Consider the following 23,097-nt stretch of genomic DNA (forward strand, 5'->3'; position numbering starts at 1 on the left):
CTCAGGCGGATTGCGCCTTGCGTGGGGGAATGGACAGGGGATGCGGGACTGTCATGGGGACCTGCTGCTCGGCGCGGAGGCGGATTTTCGACAGCCAGTCTTCGTCGGAGAGCAGGTCCAGGTAGCGCTCCCCTCGGTCTGGAAACAGGGTCAGCACCCGGCTGCCAGCGGGCAACGTGGGCTCGAGCTTGCGGATGGCGGCGACAACCGCCCCCGAGGACCCGCCGGCGAAGATGCCCTCATGGGTGAGCAGCTCGCGACACCCCATGACGGACTCCCAGTCGTTGACCAGGATGAACTCGTCGATTTCCTCTCTGCACAGCAGCTCGGGGACGCGGCTCGAGCCAATGCCAGGCAAATCTCGTGGGGCCGGCTGCGTGCCGAAGATGACGGAGCCCACCGCGTCCACCGCGATGACGCGCAGCCGCGGGAATTCCTTCCGGAGCCGCCTTGCGAGCCCCAGGATGGTGCCGGTGGTGCTCACCGAAGCCACCAGGTAGTCGATGGGAGCGTCGAGTTCCTCGACGATTTCGCTGCCCGCGCCGTGGAAGTGTGCCTGCCAGTTGAGCTCGTTCGCGTACTGGTTGATCCACACGCTGCCGGGCATCGTTGCCAGCAGCTCTTGCACCCGACGAATGCGAGTCTTCAGGTAGCCGCCCTGGTCGTCCGGCTCGGTGACCATGTCGATGCGGGCGCCGAAGGACTTCAGGATGCGCAGGTTGGTCTGCGAAATCTTCGGGTCCACCACGCTGGTGAAGGTCAGCCCATGGATGCGTGCCACCATCGCCAGGGCAATGCCTAGATTCCCGGACGTGCTCTCGACCAGGTGCGTCCCCTGACGAATGGTGCCGTCCTTCAACCCCTGCTCGACGATGAAGCGTGCGGGCCGGTCCTTCACGCTCCCACCCGGGTTGAGCAACTCGAGCTTCGCGATGACCGAGGGCCCACGCTCGGGCGGGAACAGCCGGCGGAGGTGGACCAACGGCGTCTTGCCAATGCAACTGGCCACGGAGTCATGGACCATGGATGGAACCCTTCAGATCCCGGGCACCACTTCGCGCCGGACTGGAATTTGATAATGATAACGATTCTCAAAATCGTTTCGGGGTAAACAGGTATCCCGGTTCGAGCGGAGCTGTCAAGAAACGTTTGGACGCGCGGCGATGGCTCGAGCAACGAGCTGAGACGCGACGGTGACACTCCGACACCACGTGCAGGGCGCAGGGTGCGGTGAGCGTCAAGGAAGTTGTCACGTGAATGGGTTCAGCCGATTGGAGTTGCCCACGTCAAACCAGACAGCTCAGGGTTGAGAGTTGGCAGTGTAGAACTCGCGGGGTTACTGCATCTTGAGGCCCCGGTCGGGTGGCAGCGATTGTAGTCATCAAACGGCAGTGGAGCCGACCCTGAGCGTCGGATGAACTATCAATGCAGCAACAGGTAGGCGGGTTGGCTGGCGGCAGTGGAGCAAGATTCTGGTGGGTTACACCACCGGAGGTCTGCCGATGCCGAAGGTGATTCTGGATGTACCAGGGGAGGTTGCAGAGAAGCTGCGCGCCATGGAAGCCAAGCTGAAGGCGACGGCGGCTGCGGCTCGGGAGGGTGCCTGGCCAAGGGGCGTGAGGTGCCCGAGGGGGCCTATAGCCTCAGCCTGGACCGAGTCTCGGTGGCCACCCAACTCGCCGAGCGACTCGCCCTGGACATCCAGGCGCTGCTGACACGCGCCCCCGCCTCGCTGTCGTCGTCCTCACCGGCGGCGCCCCGGAGTTGCACGCCCTGCTGGACGAGGCACTTGCCAGCCACGCCCCCGTGGCGCGCAACCCCGTGCGCCTGGTGGACTACTGGCACCTCATGGAGAAGCTCGGCGCGCCCCCCTACAGGGCCTGTCCCGCTCCCGGCAAAGCCCTCGAACAGGGCCCCGCCCTCCCCCACGCCCGGATGCCCCACGGCCAGGCTCGCGCGCACCGATCCCCCGGCCCGGCCCCCCCCGGGAGCAGGGCCCCCGTACCCGGGGGATGCGCCAACCCCCGAAAGGCGTTGAAGAATTCAGGTGGTCTGGCCCCTGCCGCCCTTCGCGGTGGGGCCCGCCGGCCCTTCTCTTCACTGTTCGACGGCCCGGATGCGGTCCACCGTCGCATCCCGCCCTCCCCTGTTATAAAGCGCCCCCATGCTCGAGACCGTCACCAAGGGCTTCCGCGCCGCCAAGAACCGCCTCGCCGGCAAGAGCGAGCTCACCCCGGAGCTGGTCGACGAGTCGCTCCGGGATATCCGCGTCTCCCTCCTCGAGGCCGACGTGGCCTTCGACGTGGTGAAGAAGTTCGTCGCCCGCGTCCGCGAGAAGGCCGTGGGTGAGCTGGTGCAGACGACCGTCACCGACAAGGCTGGCCAGAAACGCAAGGTCAGCCCGATGGACCACTTCATCAAGGTGTGCCACGACGAGCTGGAGTCCCTGATGGGACCGGTGGACACCAGCCTCCAGCTCAAGCCCAAGGGCCAGCTGTCCGGCATCATGATGGTGGGCCTCCAGGGCTCCGGTAAGACGACCACGACCGGCAAGCTCGCCAACCGGCTCCTCCAGCAGGGGCGCAAGCCGCTGCTCGTCGCCGCGGACATCTACCGCCCCGCCGCCGTGGACCAGCTGAAGGTCCTCGGTGAGCGGCTCAAGGTCCCCGTCTACCACGAGCCCGGCATCCAGCCGCCCGAGCTGGCCAGGCGGGGCTACGCCGCCGCGCGCGAGCTGAAGTGCGACGTGGTGCTCATCGACACCGCCGGCCGGCTCGCCATCGACGAGACGCTGATGACGGAGCTGGAGGCCATCAAGGCCACCGTCCAGCCCGACAACATCCTCCTGGTGTGCGACGCGATGATTGGCCAGGACGCCGTGCGCACCGCGGCCGAGTTCGACCGGCGCCTGACGCTGGACGGCTTCATCCTCACCAAGCTGGACGGTGACGCCCGTGGCGGCGCGGCGCTCTCCATCAAGGAAGTCACCGGCAAGCCCATCAAGTTCCTCGGCATGGGCGAGTCGATGGACAAGCTGGAGGAGTTCCGTCCGGACGGCCTCGCGGGCCGCATCCTCGGGTTCGGCGACATCGTCGGCCTGATGAAGGACTTCGAGAAGGTCGTCGACGAGAAGAAGGCCGAGGAGGACGCGAAGAAGCTCCTGTCCGGCCAGTTCTCGATGAAGGACTTCGTCGAGCAGATCCGCATGGTCCGGAAGATGGGCCCGCTGAAGGACCTGCTGGAGAAATTCCCGCTCTTCGGTGACCTCACCGAGCACCTCAACCCGGACGAGAAGGAGCTCACGAAAATCGAGGCGATGTACGACTCGATGACGCAGAAGGAGCGCCTGCGCCCAGACATCATCAACAACAGCCGCATCGGCCGCATCGCCAAGGGCAGCGGCCGGAAGGTCGAGGAGGTGCGCGAGCTCCTCCAGAAGTTCGGGATGATGCAGCAGGTGATGGGCACCATCGGCCAGAACCCGGGCCTCCTGGGCCGCATCCCCGGCTTCAAGCAACTGGGTCAGTTGTCGCAGATGAAGAACATGGACCTGTCCAGCATGTTCGGCGGCGACCCGAAGATGATGGAGAAGATGATGGGCGGCGGGATGCCCGGCATGGGCATGCCCATGCAGATGCCCCAGGTGGCCCCCGGCTACACCCCGCCCATGGGCCAGGCCGCCATGGCCAAGGCCCGCCTCATGGGCTACGCCCCTCCTTCCGCCGCCGGCAAGCCGGAGGACCGCGACGCCATCAAGGAGCGCCGCAAGCGGGAGAAGGAGAACAAGAAGAAGAACCGCAAGAAGCGGTAGGCGACAGGCTTCACGTCCCCGCGGCATCCAACGCCCGCGTCCCGAGGTGCTCTTGGGACTGCGGGCGTTCGTGTTTGTGGGGTTTGGGCAGCGGCGCGTCCCGGGGTCTGGACGCAGGTCCAGGGGACGGGATGGTGGGGGGAGTAGCTCTGGAGGAGCGGTCCATGCGAGAGGGCCGGCCCGTCTCATGAGATGAGGCGTGGAATGCCTCTTGCGATGCGCCCCGGTATGCCCAGACCCCCGTTGATTCTTCCCTTGCTGCTCCTCCTTGGCTCACTTGCCGCCTGTGTCGACATTCCGGAGGTGGTCACACCTCCGGAGACTCCGGACTCAGGCACTGAGCCGCTACCCGATGCGGGAGGGAGACCGGATGCGGGCCCTCTACCCGATGCCGGCCCGGTGGATACCGTTCGCCCCGTGTTGCTGAACACCTCGCCCATGGGTGGCGCCACCGAGGTTCCCACCGGTACGCCGCTCGTCCTCACCTTCTCCGAGGCCATGGACACTGCGTCCATCGAAGTGACCCTCCAGCCCGCCGTGACACTGAGGGCGCCGACCTGGAATCAGCAGGGTTCGGTGCTGACACTCCAGCATGAGGCGGAGCTGGCTGAGAACACCCCGTATACGATGACCGTGGACGGTGAAGACAAGGCGGGCAACCCGCTGACGGGAGCACGTACCTTCTCGTTCACCACCACGGGGCCTGCCCCAGACACCACCCCGCCGACGGTGCTGGCCACGAGCCCGGTTCAATCGTCCATCGGCAATGCCCGGAACGCGCTCCTGGAGGTCGTGTTCTCCGAGCCCATGAACAAGTCTGCCGCCGAGGCGGCGTTCTCCATCACATCGCCCGCGGGGTTCAACTCCGGGAGCTTCTCGTGGAACAGCGCGGCCACCGTGATGACGTACTCAGTGCCCGCGAGCTTCTCCCATGGAGCGCAGGTGACATGGCAGGTATCTACCGGCGCCAGGGACGAAGCCGACAACGCACTGGCGGAGACGATGACGCGCGGGTTTCGCGTGGTCCGTCAGGGCTCCCTTACCGTTAACTTCGACCCGGCAACGAGTGGCTCTGTGGCGGCTCCGAACTACTTTCGGCAAACCATCGTGTATAACTTCGAAATGCTGGGTGACAGCGAAGGCACCAATGCTGCTTACAGGCTGTTTCTAGGGTTCAAGCTCGACGGTCTCCCAGAAGACCTGACACAGATTTCCCATGCTTCCCTCAGTTGGTGGGTAAGCCACCGGCAGGGCACTCCATTTGAGAATCTCGGGCAGCTTTGGTTGGAGCCTGTCGACGTCGGCGAGCAGCTCGAGCTGTCAATTGATGAGCCCAACCCACAACTCGTCGCGGACTATCATGCGGTGCCGCTCGTTGCTGGCACTGAGGTCCTCCAAACTGCCCTCGGAAGCCCTGGCATCTTCAATGTCACATCATCGGTCGTGAACGACTGGGTAAACCGCAGTGCCCGCGGCAAGAGAACCCAGTATCGGCTTCGCTTCGGGCAAGGCACCGACAACGATGGAGTGCGAGACGTGCTGATCTCCGACGCCGAGTTCCATCCCAAATTGGCAGAGTTGCAGGTCTCCTACGAGTACCCGTAGAGCGCTGCAACTGGCGCCTGACCTGAGCGCGCCGCAATCGAGCCTGCGGCGCGCGCATCTCAACCTTGCCGCTTCGGTACCACGAGCCCCTGGCTGAGCCGCTTCAGCACGCGCTGTTTCTGGCGGCGTTTGTAGGCCTCGTGAGCGTTCTCTCCCAGTTCGTTGAGGCGAGCAGTCTCCTCATCAACGATCTGGAACTCCACCAGCGAAATCACGATGCGGCCCTTGCGTGGACGCGTGTCCTGCTCCGGCGGAGGCAGGTACGCATCCATGCGCACAGGGATGTCCACCACGAAGTTGAGTGCCCGGTAGGTGTTCCCGGAAAAGGCATTTCCGTTGCGGTCCTCCCGGTCCTCGTAGTCGCGGTCCAGATGGAGCTGGGACGTGTGCGCTTCGAAGTGGGGGTTCTCCGCCAGCACCGCCTTGAACGGCAGCAGCGTGTTCTCTGTCTGTCCTGGAACCACTAGGTGGAAGGGGAAGAGCCGCTGGGTCAGGTAGTAGAGCACCGGCAGCAGGTCCTCCCTCGTCCGCGTCACCACGCGGAAGCGGGTCCGGTCGTACACCTGCGCGGCTACCGTCTCCTTCTTCGCCAGCAGCTTGGTGACCAGCGAGTCGCGCGTCTTGATGGAGTGCGCGAACTCCACGACAGGGAGCCCCTTGTCCTGCATCTCCCGGGCGACGCTCAGCACCTTCTCCGTCACGAGTTCCGCCAGCTCCGCCTCCGACACCGCCAGGCGGAAGAGCAGATCCCGCCCCTCGATGTGCTGGATGACGTGCATCACCTTCAGGACCACGCAAGCGATGCGGCGGTGCCGGGGAGAGCCTTTCATGCCGGAGGCGAAGAGGAACAGGTCGTGGATTTCCGCCGGCTGAGCCACCGCGTCCGCGACGCGGTAGTTGAACGTCTTGCGCAGGTATTCCACCGCCTCTGAGAGCACCCCACGGGCCCACGCCTCGTCGTAGGGGCGGGCGACGTCGAGCTGGCAGAGGCGCAAGAAGCCGTCCACCTCGTCCCGCGTCTGGAAGTGCATCCTCCGCCAGTCGATGACAGAGCCACCGCGAAGGATGAGCCGGATGCGCTCCAGTTCGCGCAGGCCCATCTCCCCCACCGTGCGGATGGGAATATCGGGCAGGACGGGGGTGAGCGAGGGGGGCTTCACGTATGGGCTTCCTAGCCGAGCCCACAGAACAGGGAAAGCCCTCCGAAAAAGCATGAGGGCCCTCACCCGCTGGGGAGAGGACCCTCGGTGCTACCGAGCAGCCAGTCGACTACTGGTTGGCAACCGGCCGGTTGTTCTCGTACCGAGCCTGGCTGATGACCCGGCCATCCTCGGCCAGCTCCTTCACCAGACCGTGCTTGCTGCCATCCTGGTACTCCTCGACGAGGCGGGGCTTGCCATTGGTGAAAAACATCACCCGCTGGCCATGCCAGTTGCCCTGCTTGAACTCCGCAGTGCTCCGCTTGTTGCCCGCCTCATCGTAGAACGTCCAGGTACCGACCTTGAGGCCGTCGACGAACTGCCCCTGGGCCGCCTTCTTGCCGTTGGGGTGGTACTCGACGTACGCGCCATGAGCGGTCTGAGTGCCCGCCCGAGCGTTCGCCTTGACGCACGAGAGCCCCTCGGCCTTGGTACCGGCCTGGGTCGTCCCCGCAGGGCAGCTCAGCTTCTCAGCGGTGTCACCCGCCATTGCGGCAGGAGATGCAAGGGCCAGCCCCAGGGCCAGCGTGCGAATCAGCTTGGTAGACAGCATGGACTCTCCTTTTGAAGACGCCGGGATGCCCCGCGCACCTCTCAAGACGCCCCGGCGTTGGCGAAATTCACCGCATATCTCCAGCCTCTTCAGGCAGCCATCCTGCTGCGCGCTGGAGCCGGGCACATGTCATACTCCACAACAGGCGAGCCCCGCCCATACAGCCAGGGGCGGGGCTCGGTCCTTCAGCTGCTTGGTCGCTTACGGGAAGGTGGTCTGCGAGCAGGCGAAGTTGCCGTTCTTGAAGTAGAAGCCAGCCGAGTTGGACGTGGTGCCGGCCGCGACGCAGAGGCTGACGATGATGTCCGCCCGGTCACGGTTGGTCCCCGTCACGGTGTAGTTGCCCGACGAGCTGCTGACAGTCGCATTCTGTGCGTTTCCAGCGGTCAGGACGTAGAAGAACGAGCTGAGCTCCGTGGAAGACTGCGGGAAGGGCGTGTTGGAGTACGCGGAGACCCGGATGCGCAGACGCTTGGGCGCGGAAGCAGCGCAGAAGGAATCGGTCTGGGCGGACACGAACTCCGTCTTGAAGATGATCGGCCCCGTCGTACCCAGCTCGGTCGTCTTGTTGGGGAAGTTGGTGTAGTTCTGGCAGGTCGGCGCCGGAGGAGCAGCGCAGGCGCCGCTGGTGCAGATCTGGCCGTACGTGCACGTGGAGCGCCCCTCGCCCGAGCAGGTGCCACCCGTGGTGTCATCCAGCTCGCACTGGCCGGAGCCCGTGTTGCAGACGCGGTCGGTGCCGCAATCGGAGTCGGACGTGCACTTGGTCACGCAGACCTCGTCCAGCGTGGAGCAGACCAGGTCGGTGGACTCGGAGTCCGTGCCGCCGTTGCAGAGCACGTCCGTCGTGCACTTGCAGACCTTCTTGTCCGCGTCGGCGCTCGTGCCACCCAGCGCCTCACAGTTCTTCGCGGTGTCAGGACAGTCGGAGCCCGACTCACACGTCGCGATGCAGACTCCGGCCTCCGGGTGACAGATCTCCGTGCCCGCGCAGTCCGTGCTGGAGCTACAGGTCGTGCCCGCGCCCTCGCCGTCATCACCACAGCCGGCCACGAAACCGCTCATCGCGCCCAGCGCCGTGAGCATCAGCATCATCTTGCGAAGCTGCATGTTGGGAATTCCTCCTGAGTAGGAACGTCGCGTGGGGCCTCCGGCCACAAACACCAGACCCCAACGTTCACTGAAGCGGGACGGGCTTTAGTCCCCCCGCTCCTGACGTGTCAACGAGTGTCGACGCGCCTCTGGACGTCTGCTCACGAGGGAAATTCACCGCACACGAAAGCAGACACTCCAAACGCCGGCAGGCGTGACACCTACGTCACGCCTGCCTGTCCCACACCGGTTCCCTACACCCGAAGTTTCAGAAGGTGAACGGGAAGTCGATGGGCTCGCCCTGCTTCTTGTGCCGGGGGAACGTCCACCCCTTGATGAGCCCGGTGATGCAGGTCGCCATGTAGGTCGACTTGAACTCGTCCGTCTTGCACGACACGGCCGTGGTCTTCCCGCTCGTCTGGATGGACCAGCGCATCACCAGCTTGCCGCTCAGCGCCGGGTCCTTCTTCTTCTGCTCGTTCACGCACTTGATGATGGCCGGCTTGTTGGCCAGCACCACCGCCATCACGTCGGACGTCTGCAGGCGCTCGGGCATCGCACTGCCCGGCTCCGGCGGAACGTACGCCGTGGGCCGCGCCTCCGGCTGCTTCGCCTCCGGCTTCGACTTCTTCGTGCCGAACAGCTCGTCGAAGTCGTCGCTCTCCCCCTCGTTCGAGGACGGCCGCTCCGCGCGCGCGGGCGCACGCTCCTCGGGCTCCTCGCGACGCGGGGCAGCCGACGACGTGCCCGGACGACGCGTCCCCGTCCCCGGACGCTCCACCTTCGCCACCACCGTCTCCGCAGGCTTCGCCGGCTCCACCGCGGCCGGCGGAGGCGTCGTCGGAGCCGCGGCCACTGGAGCCGGCGTCGCGGGAGCCGCGGTCGCCGGCGCCGTGCCGGGAGCAGGCGTTCCCGGAGCCACGGGCGCGCCAGCCACCGCCACCGGCGTCCCTGCCGCGGGCACCGCCGGATTCGCGGGAGCCGCCGCCGGGTTCGCTGCCGCCTGCGCGGTCTGCGTCGTGCCGGTCGGCGGCGGAGGCATCGGCAGGCTCGGGGCCGCCGGCTGCGTACCCTGCTGCGCCGCCACCTGCGTGCCCGCAGGCACTTCCGCGCGGCTGTCGCCCTTCATGAGGAACATCATGCCGCCGCCCGCCGCGAAGACCACCCCCGCGACGACGCCCACCAGCAAGCCCATCTTTCCCTTGCCGCCCCCCTGCGAGCCATGAGGCTGGGGGTACGCGGGCGGATAGCCGGGCTGCTGCGGATACTGCGGCTGCATGGGCTGCTGCCCGTACGGCGCGGGCTGCGCATACTGCGGCTGCATGGGCTGCTGCGGATAGGGCGCCGCCTGCATCGGCTGCTGCCCGTAGGCCATCGGCGCGGCCCCGGGCGACATCTGCGCGCCCATGCCCATGACGGCACCCGCGCCGCTCAGCGACGGCGAGGACACCGGCTCCGGCGGAGGCATGGGGACGTCCAGCAGGCGCGACTGTGACACCGGCTCGCGGCCCAGCGCGGGCGCGGGCGTCGGAGGCGGCTTCGCGAAGGCGTCGTTCTCCTCCTTCACCAGTGAGGCCAGCACGCTGGCGGCGGACGGCTTCCAGCCCATCGGCTCTTCGGAGGACGCGGCCAGCACTCCGTCGGCGCGAGCCGCCTTGCCCGCGCTGAACGCGGACTGCACCGGGCCCGAGGACACCGTGGGCGTGGAGCCGGACACCGGCTCGGGCGCGACGATGACGGGCTTGGACGGACGCGGCGCCAGCACCGAGGCCAGCTCCGCCGTCTCCGACAGCGGAATCCAGTCGCTGAAGCCGGAACGCCAGCACAGGCTGTCCGGGCCCACTTCGCCGCGGTCCCAGAGGTCCTTCACCTTCTCGACGGTGAACGGGCCCACCTGCTTCTCGTCGATGGCGACGTACCACTCGTGCGAGGCGGCGTTGGACTTCGCGTCCTCCTTCGCCGGCTCTGCCTCGGCCTCGGCCAGCTTGCGCACGTTCTCCGCGGATGCCTCGCGCGCCGCGGCCTCACCGGCCGCCTCGCCCGACGGAATCTTGTGCGAGCCGGAGCTGAGCACCTGGTCGAAGACGGCGCCAATCTCGTCCTCTTCCACGCCCGTGAAGAGACCGCCCTCCGGGGGTGTGCCGAGCGACGCGGGCATCGTGGCGGCCGACGACTCCGCCTCCTTGCCAGTGCCATTCACAGCGGGTGGAGAAGTCGGGGACTCCGACGCGGAGTCCTTCGCGGCCGATGCGCCCGCGGGGCGCACGGTGATGTTATGGCCGCACTTCTTGCAACGAACCTTGACCCCTTTGGGGCCAACCTTGTCGTCGCTAATCATGTACTGCGCGCGGCAGCTGTCGCAGACGAAACGCATCTTTTCCGTAAGCCTCGGAAATGACGGGAGAAATCCCGCCTGAATCGTAGAAGTGACCACCGGAGGGGTCAAGGATCAGCGCCTCGTCCGCCCGGCTGCTATTCAACGCGTGAACCCTTGTCCGGGTTCTGTCGCTACTTGCGCACCTGGACCTCCACGTGGGTGCCCACGGCGACGCGCAGCTCGTGCAGGTCCTCCGAGGTGGCGAACACGAGCAGTTCCCGGAGCTTGGTCTTCACCGGAACGCGGAAGGCGGACCCCGTCTCGCCCTGCACCACGCGGCGCACCGGCTCCATCTCTCCGGCGGCGAAGAGGCCTGCACGGGCGGCCGTCAGCTCGGCGCCCTCCAGGTACTGGCGCACGGCCTGCGGCGTGGCGCCCGGCAGCCAGGCACGGGCCGCCTTGGCCAGCGCCGCGCGGTCGGGCTCACTGAGGCTCTTCTCCAGGAGGCGCCGCTCGGGCTCCACCAGGTGCTGCGCCTCGGCGATGCGGACGTTGCCCACCACGAGGCTCAGGGCCGCCTGGAGGATGGCCTCCAGCCGCTCCACCGCCACGCGCTGGCTGAAGGCCAGCTCCGGACGCGCCAGCGCCAGGGTGCGGCCCAGGAGGTAGTACACCTCCTTCTGGCCCTGCTCCGCGAAGTACTTGCCACCCACGCGCACGCAGGCCGGGTGCGTCTGCAGCAGCTCGGCGTTGATGAGCGGCTCGGGGGCCGGCTCGTTGGAGCGCTTCGCCATGCGCTCGCGCGTGGCCACGAGGAACGGCGAGTACAGCTCCACCGCCTCCATGCCCAGCAGCCGCGCCACGTACCGGTAGTGGTGCACGTGGTACTCCTGCGCGCTGGCCACGTCGATGCGGTGCTTCTTCGGCACCAGCTGGTACTGCGGGAAGGGCACCGCGTACAGGTGGCCCGTCTTCTCGAAGAGCAGCCCCATCAGCTCGGCCAGCGGGCCGCGCGACTTCGGGTGGAAGAGGAGGTTGTGCCAGAGCTGGTCGGTCAGCGCGCGCTGGGCCACTTCCTTCTTCTTCGCGTAGGGCCCCAGCTTGGTGAGGATCTCCTGCTCGTCCTCCCCTGCCTCGCCCAGCAGCCCGGACGTCGCCTGCGCCGCGAGCCACGCGCCGTCGTAGTCCTTGCGCACCGCGGACAGCCGCACGAGCTGACCGCACACCTTGCGCGGGTCCGTGGTGGTGGGCATCGCGCGACGGAGCGCGGCGATGGCCTCCTCCTCCTTGCCGGGCAGCTGTCCGGCGACGTCCGCGTAGGTCTCCTGCACCGTCGCGTCGTCCGGCAGGCCCTTGGCGGCCACTCCGTAGGCGGCCACCGCGCCCTCGGGGTGCTTGAGCACCTGGAGGTACAGGTCACCGAGCGCGCGCCACAGCGCCATGCGCGCCACGTGCGTCTCCGGCGTCTTGGGCAGCCGGCCCAGCATCTTCGTGTAGTTCTCCTCCAGCGGCTTCCACTGGCGCGCGGCGCCCAGCATCGCCTCCAGCGCGCTGAAGGCCTCGACGAAGCGCGGGTCCAGGTCCAGGGCCGCGTTGAAGGCCTGGGTGGCGCCCTCCACGTCCTTCAGGTCATCCCGGCGCAGCTCGCCCAGCGCGAACCAGACGCGCTTGGCCTTGTGCGGCTCCATGGCCAGCGCGGGCAGCGCCAGCATCCGCGCCAGCACGTCCGCGGCCTTCTGGCCCTGACGCGTCTCGCGCAGCAGCACGTAGAGCTGGTCCATCACCTCGGGCGCATCAGGCTGCGCCTTGAGCGCCGTGGTGAAGGCGTCGATGGCCATGTACGGGTCGTGCAGGTGGTCGCGGGCGATGCGGCCCAGCTCCAACGCCACCTTCGCCTTCGGCTCGCCCTCCAGCACGCCCACCAGCTGCTGGCGCAGCTCGGCGGACTTCTCGTACTGACCCGCCTTGTCCATCAGCACCACCAGCGCGCGCAGCGTGGGCTCGTGGCCCGGGTCGATGGCGAGCGCCTTCTCGAAGTGGTTCTGCGCGCGGTCCGCCTGGCCGAGTGCCGCGTGGATGTCGCCAATCTGCCAGTAGACCTCCACCACCTCCAGGTCCGTCAGCTCCTCGCGGTGGTGGATGAGGATGGTCTGGAAGACCTTGAGCGCGCCCTCGTAGCGGCGCGTCTGCACCAGCAGGTTGCCGTAGCCCTCCAGCGCGGGCAGGTAGGTGGCGTCCAGCTCGTAGGCCTTCTCATAGCAGCTGAGCGCCTTGTCGCGCCGGCCCAGCTTCTCCGCCACGTAGCCCAGGCGGTAGAGCTGGCGGCAGAGGTCCGCGGCCGTGGCGGCGTCCTTCTCCGCCATGGCCTTCTCCGCCATCTTCCGCGTGACGATGTCCAGCATCCGCTCGCCAGAGGCCCAGTCCTCGTGGGCGATGTACACGTCCGCCAGCGGGCGCGCGGCCTCGAGGCTGTCGGGGATGTGCTTGAGGGCCTCCTGCCAGTAGCCGGTGGCAGTCTCCCGGTCCTCGCGCGTCTCCGCGTGGTAGCGCGCCACGTCCAGCAGCGCGCGCCCCTTGGCGGCGGGGTCCTCGGTCTGCTCCGCCTCCTGGCGCAGCGTCTGCTCGTAGCCGCCCCAGTCCTTCTCCTGCTCCTGGATGCCCTTGAGGGCGCGGATGCTGGGCAGGTGGCCCGGGTTCACCGCGAGGGCCTGCTGGTAGGCGTTCCGCGCGCTGCCGGAGTCCATCAGCATGTCCTCGTTGATCTTCCCGAGGCGGTAGTACAGCTCGACGGCGTCCGGCGACTGGCCGGCCAGCTCCGCCTCCTTCGCCAGCATCTCCAGCGCGAAGGGCCAGTTGCCGCTGCGCTCGTACAGGTTGCCCAGCGCGTGCAGCGCCGGACGGCACGTAGAGTCCGCCGCGAGCGCCGCGTGGTAGCTGTTCACCGCCTTGTCCAGCGCCTTGAGCTGCTGGTACTGGACGTTGCCGATGTCCACGTAGAGCTCGGCCTGCTCCTGCGGGCTGGTGGCCAGCGAGAGCTGCCGCTCGTAGGCGGAGATGAGGTCCTCCCACCGGCCCTGCGTGCGGCGCAGGCGGATGAGCGACTTGATGGCCTGGACGTTCTGCGGGTCGATGGAGAGCACGCCCTCCACGCAGACGTCGGCGTTGGCCGGGTTCTGGTACTTGTCCTCCCAGATGGTGGCGCTGCGGAAGAGGACGCGGACCTTCTCGCGCCAGTCCTCGCTCAGCTCCAGCATGCGCTCGTAGATGGCGAGCAGGTCCGCCGGCTGGTCCAGCTTCGTGTGCAGCCGCTCCAGCGACTCGAGCGCCGTGCGGTTGACGGGGTCCAGCTCCAGCGCCTGCCGGAACGCGGCCACCGCGGCCTCGTCGTCACCCAGCTCGCGCTCGTAGACGCCGGCCACCTCCACCTGGATGCGCGCGCGCTCCTCCACCGTGTCGGCCAGGTCGCGGGCCCGCAGCAGCGTGGACGCGACGTCCGGCCAGGCCCGCTGGCGGCGGTACAGCGCCGTGAGCACGCCCAGCGTCTCCGCGTCCGGCTCCAGCTCCAGCGCGCGCAGCAGCGCGCTGGCGGCCTCCACCGGGTCGTCCTGCTTCTCGTCCCAGACGCGGGCAATCTCCTTGAGGATGCCCTTGCGCTGTTCAATCGAGCCGGCGGCCTCCAGCTTCTGCTCCAGCGCGACGACGTACTCCTTGTCGCGTCCGCGCCGCTGGAACACCGCGGCCAGCCCGTCCAGCGCGGTGGCGTTGGTCGGGTCGAACTCGAGAATCTTCCGGAACGCGCCCTCCGCGGCCTGCGGGTCGTCCAGCCGCGTGTCGTGCACGCGCGCCAGCGTTGCGTAGAGGCGCTCGGCCAGCGAGCCGCGAGGCAGCTCGTCGGCGACCTCCTCGTAGACGGCGGCCAGCTCCTCGTGGCTGCCCGTCTCGTCCGCCAGTCGCTCCACCTCTTCGCGCAGCGTGTCGTCCGAGGCGTCCAGCTGCAGCGCCCGGCACAGCGCGAGGAAGGCCACGTCCTTCTGGCCCAGCCGCTCTTCCTGCACCCGGGCCAGCTCGCGCAGCGCGGCCAGCTTCTCCTCGTCGGTGACGAGGTTGGGCATGTAGCGGTCCATCACCGTGGCGTACGCGCGCCAGTCGTTGTGCGTCTTGTACAGCCCGCACGCGCGCTCGTAGGCGGTGCGGTTGGCCGGGTCCAGCTCCAGGACCTTCTCCAGCGCACCGGCGGCCTGCTCGGGCTTGCCGCCCTGCCCTTCCCACAGGTCCGCCACCGCGAAGTACGTGGCCACGGCCCGCTCGCGCTCCTCGGCCGCCAGGTGCACCTGCACCTTCAGCTCCAGCGCGCGCACCGCGTCGTTCCAGGCGCGCAGGGACACGAAGAGCGTGTGCACGCGCTCCAGGTCCGGCACGCCGTGCGGCTCGACTTCCAGCGCGCGGCGGGCGGCGTCCAGCGCCTCCTCGCGGCGTCCCATGCCGGCGAGCACCTCGGCCAGGCGCAGGCGCAGCGCCTTCACGCCGTCGCTGCTCTCCTGCAGCGGAATCAGCCGGCGCAGCACGCCGACCAGCTCCTCGCGCTGGCCCGTCTCGTCGTACAGCTCGCGCAGCGTGTCCAGCACGCCGCGGTGGCGCGCGTCCCTGTCCAGCGCGGCCTTGAAGTACGGCACCGCTTCATCCGGCTGCTTCAGCAGGCGGTACACCACCCGGCCCAGCCGCTCGTTGAGGCGTACCACCTCGCGCGGGTCCAGCGTCACTGCCAGCCGGCCCTCCAGCAGTTCGCGCAAATCCTGGGGACGGTCGGCGCGCTCGTACAGCGACTCCAGCGCGGAGAAGGCCTGCTCGTTGCGCGAGTTCTTCGCCAGCAGCTCGCGGTACAGGGTGATGGAGCCGCCCAGGTCCGACAGGCCCTCGGCGGACACCTGCGCCATCTTCGCCACCACGCGGTCCCGCTCGGCGCCGACGACCTTGTCGGCCTGCAGCTTCAGGATGGCGTAGAGCTTCTCGGACGCACCGGCGCCCTCGTAGATGCCCTCCAGCAGGCGCGCGGTCGCCAGGTGCGCCGGCTCCAGCTTGAGGATGGCCTCGTACGCCCCGGCCGCACGGTCCGGGCTGTCCAGCCGCTCCTGGTAGAGCTGTCCCAGGCGGAAGAGGTAGCCCACCTTGTCCGCGGGCTCGGTGGCCCCCGTGACGAGCGCCTCGAGGATGCCGGCCAGCTCCGGCCACGCTTCCAGGTTGAGGTAGAGCCGGTCCAGCGCCACCAGCGCCTTGTCCTGCACCGCCGGGTGCAGCGTGCGCGCGCGCTCGTAGAAGGAGACGGCGCGGTCCGAGTCGCGCAGCTTCGTCTCCAGCAGCTGGCCCAGCTTGAGGCACACCTGCGCGGCGTCGGAGGCCTCGGCCACGCGCGGCAGCGCCTCCTCGTACGCGGACACCAGCTCGTCGTAGCTGCCGGAGGCGTCGGTGGCGTTCTCCAGCCGGCGGCGGACCTCGCCGTCGTTGGGGTCTTCCTTGAAGGCGCGGAAGAGGGCCAGGAAGGCCAGCTCCTCCTCGCCCTGCGCCTCGCGCAGCGTGGCCAGCTCTCCCAGCAGCGCCTTGCGCTCGAAGGAGTCGGTGGACACGCCCACGCGGACTTCAATCACCTGCGCCAGCCGCGCCACGTCCCCGCTGGCGCGCAGGGCGCGCAGCAGCGTCTCCACCGCGAGCAGGTTCTGCGGCTCACGGGTGACGAGCGCCTCCATGCGCCCCACCGCGCCCGGGTGGTTGGCCTGCACCGCCAGGATTTCGCTGTAGAGCGCCAGCGCGCCCGTCCTGTCGAGCAGCCGCGTCTCCCGCACGGTGGCCAGACGGAACTTCAGCTCCAGGCCCTCCTCCGGAGGCAGGAGGGCGATGCGCTTCGCCAGCGCGTCCGCCAGCTCAGGCCAGCGCTCCTGCTTCTGGCACAGCGCCTCCATGCGCTCCAGCGCGGCCACGTCGTCCGGCTTGAGCTCCAGCAGGCGCCGGAAGGTGGCCAGCGCGCCCAGCGCGTCCTTGAGCTGCTCCTCCTGCAGCGTGCCAATCTGGAAGAGCACCGCCGCGCGGCGCGCCGGCTCCTCCGCCACGGCGAGCTGCCGTCGCAGCACCTCCAGCAGCTCCGTCGGCTTGCCCTGCGACGCCACCAGCCGCACCGTGCCGTCCAGCGCCTCGGTGTCGGTGGGCCGCAGCTCCAGCACGCGCTTCCACGACGCCAGCGCCTCGGCCGGCTCGCCCAGGTCCGTCTGCAGGCGCGCCTGCGCGCGGTACAGCTCGGCGCGGGAGGCATCGCTCGCCTTGGTGGTCACCTCGGCCAGCACCGCGGACAGCTCCTCGGGCGCCTCCGCCTTGTCCACCAGCGCCACGCACAGCTCCAGCGAGCGCAGGTCGTCCGGCAGCTCGCGCAGCGCGCGGGTGGCGGACAGGAAGCCCATCTCCGCGTTCTCCAGCGGGCCGGCGTAGATTTCGGCGATGCGGCGCAGCAGCGCGGCGCGCTCCTGGGGCACCGACTCCGCCGAGGCGCGCGACTCCAGCATCTCCACCTGCTTCAGGTGGTTGCCCACCGAGGCGAAGATGGGCTCCAGCGCGAGCGCCGCGGCGCCGCGCAGCGGGCTCTCCGAGCGCGCCATCTCCTCCAGCGCGCCCACCGCACCGGCATGGCCGGCCCGGCGCGCGAGCACCGACTGGTACAGCTCCAGCGCGCCGCGCGGGTCCTCCAGGCGCGTCACCTTGAGGCGGCCCAGGCGCACGCGCAGGTCGGACGCCTCTTCCTGGGCGCCACGCGCATCCGCGAGCTGGATTTCCCGCTCGATGTGCTGCGCCAGCTCCGGCCAGCGCTCCATCTCCGCCAGCACGCGGCCCAGCAGCTTCAGCGCGTTGCCGTTCTCCGGACGCAGGACGAGGATTTCCCGGTACGCCTGCGCCGCCAGCGACTTGTCCGACAGCGTCTCCTCGGCCAGGTGGGCCAGCTCGAAGAGCAGGTTCACCTGCGTGGACGCGTTGGTGTCCGCGGCCACCTGCCGGCGCATGACGAGCGCCAGCTCGCGGTGCGCGCCGGTGCGGCGGTGGACGCGGGCGATGGACTCCAGCACGCCCTTGTTCTTGGGGTCCCTGCGGCTCACCTCCTCCAGCGCGCGGACCGCCAGGTCGTAGCGCTTGAGGCGGTTGTCGTAGATGGCCGCGAGGCGCCGCCACAAGTCACCCGCCAGCGGCTCCTGCGTGTCGCGCTCGAGCTGGTCCTCGTACGCCCCGGCCACCTCCTCGAAGGAGCCGGAGTCGGCGGCGAGCCGCTCCAGCTCGTCCCGGACGGCAGCCTCCTGGGGGAACTCGTTGAAGGCGCGCAGCCGCGCGACGAAGGCCAGCGACGTCTGGCCCAGCGCCTCGCGCAGGGTGGCAATCTCCTGGACGTGCTCCAGGCGCTTCTCCGGCGCCACGCCGGGCAGCAGCACCTCCAGCACCTCCACCAGCTTCCGCGTGTCGTTGATGCCGCGGTAGACGGGCTCCAGCAGGCGTGCGGCCTCCACGCGCGGGCCGTCGTGCGCCATCAGCCGCTCCAGGCCGGCCACCACCTGGCCGTCCCCGGGCGCCAGCTCCAGCAGCCGGCGGTACACCGGCAGCGACTCGGCGGGGCCCACTTCCTTCTCCAGCAACTGCGCGCGCTTCAGCAGCCAGCCCCGGCGCGCGGCCTCGTCCGCGGCGCCGTCCGCGAGCTGGTCCAGCACGTCCGCCTGCTCCGCGAAGCGCCGCGCCTTGGCGTACAGCTTCTCCAGCGCGAGCAGCCCCTCGGGCACCTTCCGCAGCGCCAGCGCGGAGCGGTAGGTCTCGACGGCCTTCGCGTCGTCGCCCGCGTTGGCGTACGCCTCGCCCGCCTTGAGCAGCAGGCCCACGCGCTCCACCGGGTCCTGGGACAGCTGCGCCTGGCGCGTGTACACCTCGGAGAGGCTCTTGGCGTTCTGCCCCTTCTCGTACAGGCGCGAGAGGGCCTCCAGCGCCTGCCGGTCCTGCGGCGAGTCCGCCAGCAGGTTCTTCCAGAGGCGCGCGGCCTCCTCCGGCTGGTCCAGCGACTCACGCAGCTCCGCGGCCCGGCGCAGCAGCTCCAGCGCCGTCGGGTCTCCGGAGGTCAGGTCCACCGCCGCCGTCTCGTAGATCTCCGCCAGCACCTCGTACGAGCCCGTCTCGCGCCCCAGCCGCTCCAGGTCCGGACGCACGCCGTCGCGGTCCAGGTTCTGCGCGAAGGACTTCACCGCGGACATGAAGGCCAGCGAGGGCTGGTGCATGTCGCGCTCGTAGATGCGGCGAATCTCCCCCGCCAGGAGGATCTTCTCCACCGTGAGGGCCGACTCCATCCGCGTCTCGCGCAGCGCCACGCGGCGGGCATGGTCGCCCACCTGCACCAGCACCGTGTCCAGCACCTCCAGCGCGGCGCCGCTCGCGGGCACCGCCGCCTTCACCCACGCCTCCAGCGCGGCGCGAGCGCCGGGGTGGCCGGGGTCCTCGGAGAGGATGCGCTTGTAGAGGCCCAGCGCCGCGTTCGGGTCGTCCAGCACCGTGCGCTGCAGCTCCGCCAGGCGGAAGGACACCTCGCGCCCCTGCGGGCTCTGCCCCTCCTGGGTGCGGCGCAGCGCCAGCGCCCACGCCAGGTCCTCGTTGCGGCCGGCCTCCGTGTAGAGCCGGTCCAGCGTGGCGGCGGCCTCGCGGTTCGCCGGGTCCCTCTCGGCGATGGCACGCCACGCGTCGGCGGCGCTCTCCTTGTCGGTGAGCTTCGTCTCGTGCAGCAGCGCGGCCTCGCGCAGGAACGCCAGCTGCTCGGCCGGCTCCGGCGTCGCGACGGCCAGCTTCTCCAGCACCTCGGCCAGCGCGGCCCACTCCTCGCCCGCGCGGTGCAGCCGCTGCAGGGCGCGCAGGCAGTCCAGGCTGCCCGGCTCCAGGGCCAGCAGCGCACGCAGCGCCTTCACCGCGCCGGCCTTGTCGTCCAGCTTCTTCTCCTGCACCTCGGCCAGCTCGCGCAGCAGCGCGAGCCGCGCCGGGCCCACGTCGCCCTCCTCCGCGAGCTCGGCGAGGATTTCGGCGTAGCTGTCCAGCGAGTCCGCGTCCTCCGCCGCCTGCCGCGCCGTGGAGCGCAGGCCCGCGTCACCCGGGGCCAGCCGCAGGGCGCGCGCCAGGGCCGCGAAGGCCAGCTCCGGCTGCCGCAGGTGCGCCAGGTGCACCTGGGCCGCGTGCCGCAGCGCCTGCACCCGCGCGGAGTCGTCCCTCGCCACCTCCGCCAGCACGTCCAGCGTGGCCACCAGCTTGCGGTGGTCCTTCGTGCGCTCGAAGACGGGCGCCAGCACCCGCGCCGCCGCCTCGCGCGCGGGGCCGGAGGCGAGCATGGCCTCCAGCGCGGCCAGCGCGTCCGGGTCCGTGGGGCGCTGCGTGAGGATGTCCGCGTAGCTCTGCACCGCCTCCGCGCTGCCGTCCTGCGAGCCCTGCAGCAGCTGCGCACGGCGCAGCTTCAGGCGCGCCACCTTGTCCGCCTCGCCGGCCGACTCGGCCAGCGCAATCATCCGCGCCAGCGTGTCGCCCAGCTCGCGCGTGCGGCCGGCCTTCTCGTACAGCTCCGCCAGGCGCGGCAGGTGCCGGCCCTCCTCGGCGCCGTGCGAGAGCGCCCCCTGCAGCGCCTCGGCGGCCTGCGCCGGGCGCCCCAGCTCCACGTTGAGGTCCACCAACTGGAGGAGCAGCTCCAGCCGCTCCGGCCCGCGCGCGCCCTGGATGCGCTTGCGCAGCAGCCCCTCGGCATCCGCCGCCCGGCCCGCGCGGCCGTACAGCTTCACCAGCCGCTGCAGCACCGCGTTCGACTCGGGCGCGCGGCCCACCGCCGCCTCCAGCGCGGCAATCGCCTCCGCGGCCAGCCCGCCCTCTTCCGTCAGGGTGGCCGCCTCGGTGAGCAGCGGCACCGCCAGCGCCAGGTCCTCCAGCTCGGAGGCCAGCGTGCGCAGCACCCGGCCCAGCTCCGCGTGGGCGGACAAGTCCCTCGCCAGGCGCAGGGCCTCCGCGCGGCCGCTCTCGTCGCGCGGGTCCTCGCGCAGCGCGCGCACCCGCACGTCGAAGGCGGCGCGGCTGTCGGCGAGCTGCTTCTCGTGGATGCTGGCCAGCAGCGCGAGGAGGCGCTTGCGCGCGGCCGCCTCGGTCGTGGCCTCCAGCTGCTGCTGCAGCGCCGCCACCTGCCGCTGGTGGTCGCCGGTGCGGCCGTAGTGCGCCGCCAGCGCCTCGGTCACCTCCACCGTGCGCAGGCCCGCGGAAGCGAGCCGCTCCAGGCCGCCCACCACCACGCCGGTGGAGACGTTCTCCGCCAGCAGGCCGAGGAAGAGGTCCGTCGCATCCTCCTGACGGCCCAGCCGCTCCGCGTACAGCTTCGCCTGCCGCGCGGTCCACTCGTTGCGCTCGAGCTGCGTCTCCGCCAGCCCCGCCAGCCGGCCGGCCAGCGCCGCCGCCTCGTCGAACTTCGACAGCGCCACGCACAAAGCCTGCAGCCGCTGCACCGCCGACGCATCCTCGGGCGCCAGCTGCACCAGCTGCCGCACCAGCGGCTCCAGCTCCTCGGGCGCCGCACCGGCCGCCTCGCGCCGGGACACCTCCGCCTCCAGGCGGGCCGCCGGGTCATCCGCCTGCGCCGCGGCCGACTGCAGCGACTTCACGGCCTCCGCCGCCGCCGCGTCACCCGGCACGCGCGCCAGCACCTCGCGCCACGCGGCCTCCGCGCGCGACGGGTCCGCCAGGGGGCCCTGGAGCAGCTGCGCCAGCTGCCGCCACAGCGTCGCCGCCACCTCGGCCACCGGAGCCGCCTGCGCGGCGCGCTGCAGCGCCAGCGCCAGCGCGGGCTGCGCCTGCGCCTTCTGCGCCTGCTCCACCACCGAGCCGAGCAGCAGCGGCCGCCCGGGGTCCAGCTCCAGCGCCCGCGCCAGCACCTCGAAGGCGCCGCGCGCGTCGTCCTTCTCCTCGAACATCAGCGCGAGCGCCTCGCAGAAGGCCACCCGCTCGGCGCGCGGACGCGGCGCCAGCAGCGCCAGGTCCAGCAGCGGCACCACCGCCTCCAGCTCGTCGTCCTCCGCCAGCAGCCGCGCCAGCTGGAAGGCCGCCAGAGCTTGGGAGGCGTCCAGCTTCAGCGCCGCCTCCAGGTGCGTGCGCGCTGCCGCCGGGTCCTTCAGCTGCGTCAGGCACAGCTCCGCCAGGCGCAGCCGCATGGCGGCCTGCCCCGACTTGTCCTTCACCGTGCCCAGGTAGCGCTCCAGCACCGCCACCGCGTCCGCGGCGCGCCCCTTCTCCAGGAACTGCTCCGCGGTGAGGCTGGCCGCGTCCGCGCGGGACGGGTCCGCCGCCACCGCCTTCTCGAAGGCCGCCAGCGCGCCCTCCGCGTCGTTCAGCTTGCCCAGCCGCAGCGTGCCCACGCGCAGCCACAGGTCCACCTGCGCGGCGCGGTCCTTCACCTCGCCCGCCATGGCCTCAATCTGGGCAATGGCCGGAGCGAAGTCGCCGCCGGCGCGCTCCGCCAGCTTCTCGATGAGGGCGAGGCCCTCGGGCATGCCCGGCCACAGCAGGAAGCAGCGGTCCAACGCCTCCTTCACCTTGCCCGTGGCGCCCGAGTCGTACCAGGCGAACAGCTTCGCCACGAGCAGTGACAGGCGGGCCGCGCTCTTCCTGTCGCGCTCCTCCAGCGACATGCTGCGCAGCATGCGCACGCGGTCTCTCCACGTGTGCTCGAAGCGCTGCAGCGCGCGCGTCGCCTTCTCCAGGCGCGCGTTCTGCGGCTCAATCGCCCGCGCCACGTCCAGCACCCTGTGCGCCAGCGCGTGCTCGGTGGGGTCGTCCACCAATCGCTCCGCCAGGGCCGCGTACTCCTCGGCCATGCCCGCGTCGCCCAGCGCCTCGCGCTCGCGCTCCAGCGCCTCGAAGGCCGGCTGGAAGAGCTGCTCGGACAAGAGCAACTGGCGCACGCGCCGGAAGACGGCCCGGTCCGGCTTCGCCCGCGCGGAGCGCTGCAGGCACAGCACCGCCCTGTCGCGGCGGAACAGCTTCTGCTCGTAGAGGTCCGCCGCCTTGAGGTAGTGGCCCGCGCCCTCCTCGCCCTGCGTGGCGGCGCCCAGCCGCTCCAGCACGTCGGCCAGCGCGGCCGAGTCCTGTCGCGCCTCGTGCAGTCGCTTGAGGCCGCGCAGCGCCGGCAGCGGGTCCTTGGCGACGAGCAGCGCGCGCTTGAGCAGCTCCTCGGCGCGGGGCGCGTTGCGCTGACGCTCGTGCGCGAGCTCCGCCGCACGGCACAGCAGGCGCACGGCCTCGTCCGAGGGCACGTCGCGAGAGCGCCCTTCGTAGAGGCGGATCAGCTCTTCCACGCGGCCGGCTTTCTCGAGAGCGGCTTCTGCTTCCACGAAAGTCCGGTCGTCGGACACGCGCAGCGTGGGTCGCGGGGGAGTCGGCTGTTGCATGGGGAGGCGGACCTTGGGGGTGAAATGGAACGCAGCGGGGGCGCCAGCGACCG

Annotated in this window: 8 protein-coding genes and 1 pseudogene; 3 read left to right on the forward strand and 6 right to left on the reverse strand. The window is 70.1% G+C overall.

Annotation, left to right across the window (positions count from 1 at the left end; genetic code table 11):
- Position 1: 1 nt before the first annotated feature.
- Positions 2-1,024: a 2,3-diaminopropionate biosynthesis protein SbnA gene (gene sbnA / locus LXT23_RS40720; protein WP_253985860.1), complete on the reverse strand. Its 1,023-nt coding sequence runs from the start codon at positions 1,022-1,024 to the stop codon at positions 2-4.
- Positions 1,025-1,666: 642 nt separating this feature from the next.
- Between sbnA and LXT23_RS40725 the strand changes: the two are divergent.
- The 3 genes and pseudogenes from LXT23_RS40725 to LXT23_RS40735 form a co-directional block, all read left to right on the forward strand.
- Positions 1,667-1,866: pseudogene (locus LXT23_RS40725) on the forward strand (ISKra4-like element ISMfu2 family transposase); the annotation flags it as partial.
- A 298-nt stretch (positions 1,867-2,164) separates the two neighbouring features.
- A complete protein-coding gene (gene ffh / locus LXT23_RS40730) occupies positions 2,165-3,811 on the forward strand; it encodes a signal recognition particle protein (protein ID WP_253985861.1) in 1,647 nt (548 codons plus the stop codon).
- 228 nt (positions 3,812-4,039) lie between these two features.
- Positions 4,040-5,416, forward strand: a complete 1,377-nt coding sequence (locus tag LXT23_RS40735) for an Ig-like domain-containing protein (protein WP_256561667.1) — start codon at positions 4,040-4,042, stop codon at positions 5,414-5,416.
- 59 nt (positions 5,417-5,475) lie between these two features.
- Here LXT23_RS40735 and LXT23_RS40740 read toward each other — a convergent pair whose 3' ends face one another.
- The 5 genes from LXT23_RS40740 to LXT23_RS40760 all read right to left on the reverse strand — a co-directional run bounded on the left by LXT23_RS40740 (position 5,476) and on the right by LXT23_RS40760 (position 23,044).
- Positions 5,476-6,576, reverse strand: a complete 1,101-nt coding sequence (locus tag LXT23_RS40740) for a TIGR04552 family protein (RefSeq protein ID WP_253985863.1) — start codon at positions 6,574-6,576, stop codon at positions 5,476-5,478.
- Positions 6,577-6,685: 109 nt separating this feature from the next.
- Positions 6,686-7,168 (reverse strand): toxin-antitoxin system YwqK family antitoxin, encoded by a 483-nt coding sequence (locus LXT23_RS40745; protein ID WP_253985864.1) that lies wholly within the window; start codon positions 7,166-7,168, stop codon positions 6,686-6,688.
- 201 nt (positions 7,169-7,369) lie between these two features.
- Positions 7,370-8,278 carry a hypothetical protein gene (locus LXT23_RS40750; protein WP_253985865.1) on the reverse strand — a complete coding sequence of 303 codons (909 nt, stop codon included), beginning with the start codon at positions 8,276-8,278 and terminating at the stop codon, positions 7,370-7,372.
- Positions 8,279-8,528: 250 nt separating this feature from the next.
- Entirely contained in the window at positions 8,529-10,634 is a 2,106-nt protein-coding gene (gltJ, locus tag LXT23_RS40755) for an adventurous gliding motility protein GltJ (RefSeq protein WP_253985866.1), read from the reverse strand.
- Between the two features lie 134 nt (positions 10,635-10,768).
- Complete coding sequence (locus LXT23_RS40760; RefSeq protein ID WP_253985867.1) at positions 10,769-23,044, reverse strand: tetratricopeptide repeat protein; 12,276 nt, start codon at positions 23,042-23,044, stop codon at positions 10,769-10,771.
- Positions 23,045-23,097 lie beyond the last annotated feature (53 nt).

This window comes from Pyxidicoccus xibeiensis, from assembly GCF_024198175.1.
Taxonomy (GTDB): domain Bacteria; phylum Myxococcota; class Myxococcia; order Myxococcales; family Myxococcaceae; genus Myxococcus; species Myxococcus xibeiensis.

What these genes read in the sequence shown, in the direction of transcription:
- sbnA (WP_253985860.1), bottom strand. Translation starts at nt 1,024, where the DNA reads ATGGTCCATGACTCCGTGGCCAGTTGCATTGGCAAGACGCCGTTGGTC.
- ffh (WP_253985861.1), top strand. Translation starts at nt 2,165, where the DNA reads ATGCTCGAGACCGTCACCAAGGGCTTCCGCGCCGCCAAGAACCGCCTC.
- LXT23_RS40735 (WP_256561667.1), top strand. Translation starts at nt 4,040, where the DNA reads ATGCCCAGACCCCCGTTGATTCTTCCCTTGCTGCTCCTCCTTGGCTCA.
- LXT23_RS40745 (WP_253985864.1), bottom strand. Translation starts at nt 7,168, where the DNA reads ATGCTGTCTACCAAGCTGATTCGCACGCTGGCCCTGGGGCTGGCCCTT.
- LXT23_RS40750 (WP_253985865.1), bottom strand. Translation starts at nt 8,278, where the DNA reads ATGCAGCTTCGCAAGATGATGCTGATGCTCACGGCGCTGGGCGCGATG.
- gltJ (WP_253985866.1), bottom strand. Translation starts at nt 10,634, where the DNA reads ATGCGTTTCGTCTGCGACAGCTGCCGCGCGCAGTACATGATTAGCGAC.
- LXT23_RS40760 (WP_253985867.1), bottom strand. Translation starts at nt 23,044, where the DNA reads ATGCAACAGCCGACTCCCCCGCGACCCACGCTGCGCGTGTCCGACGAC.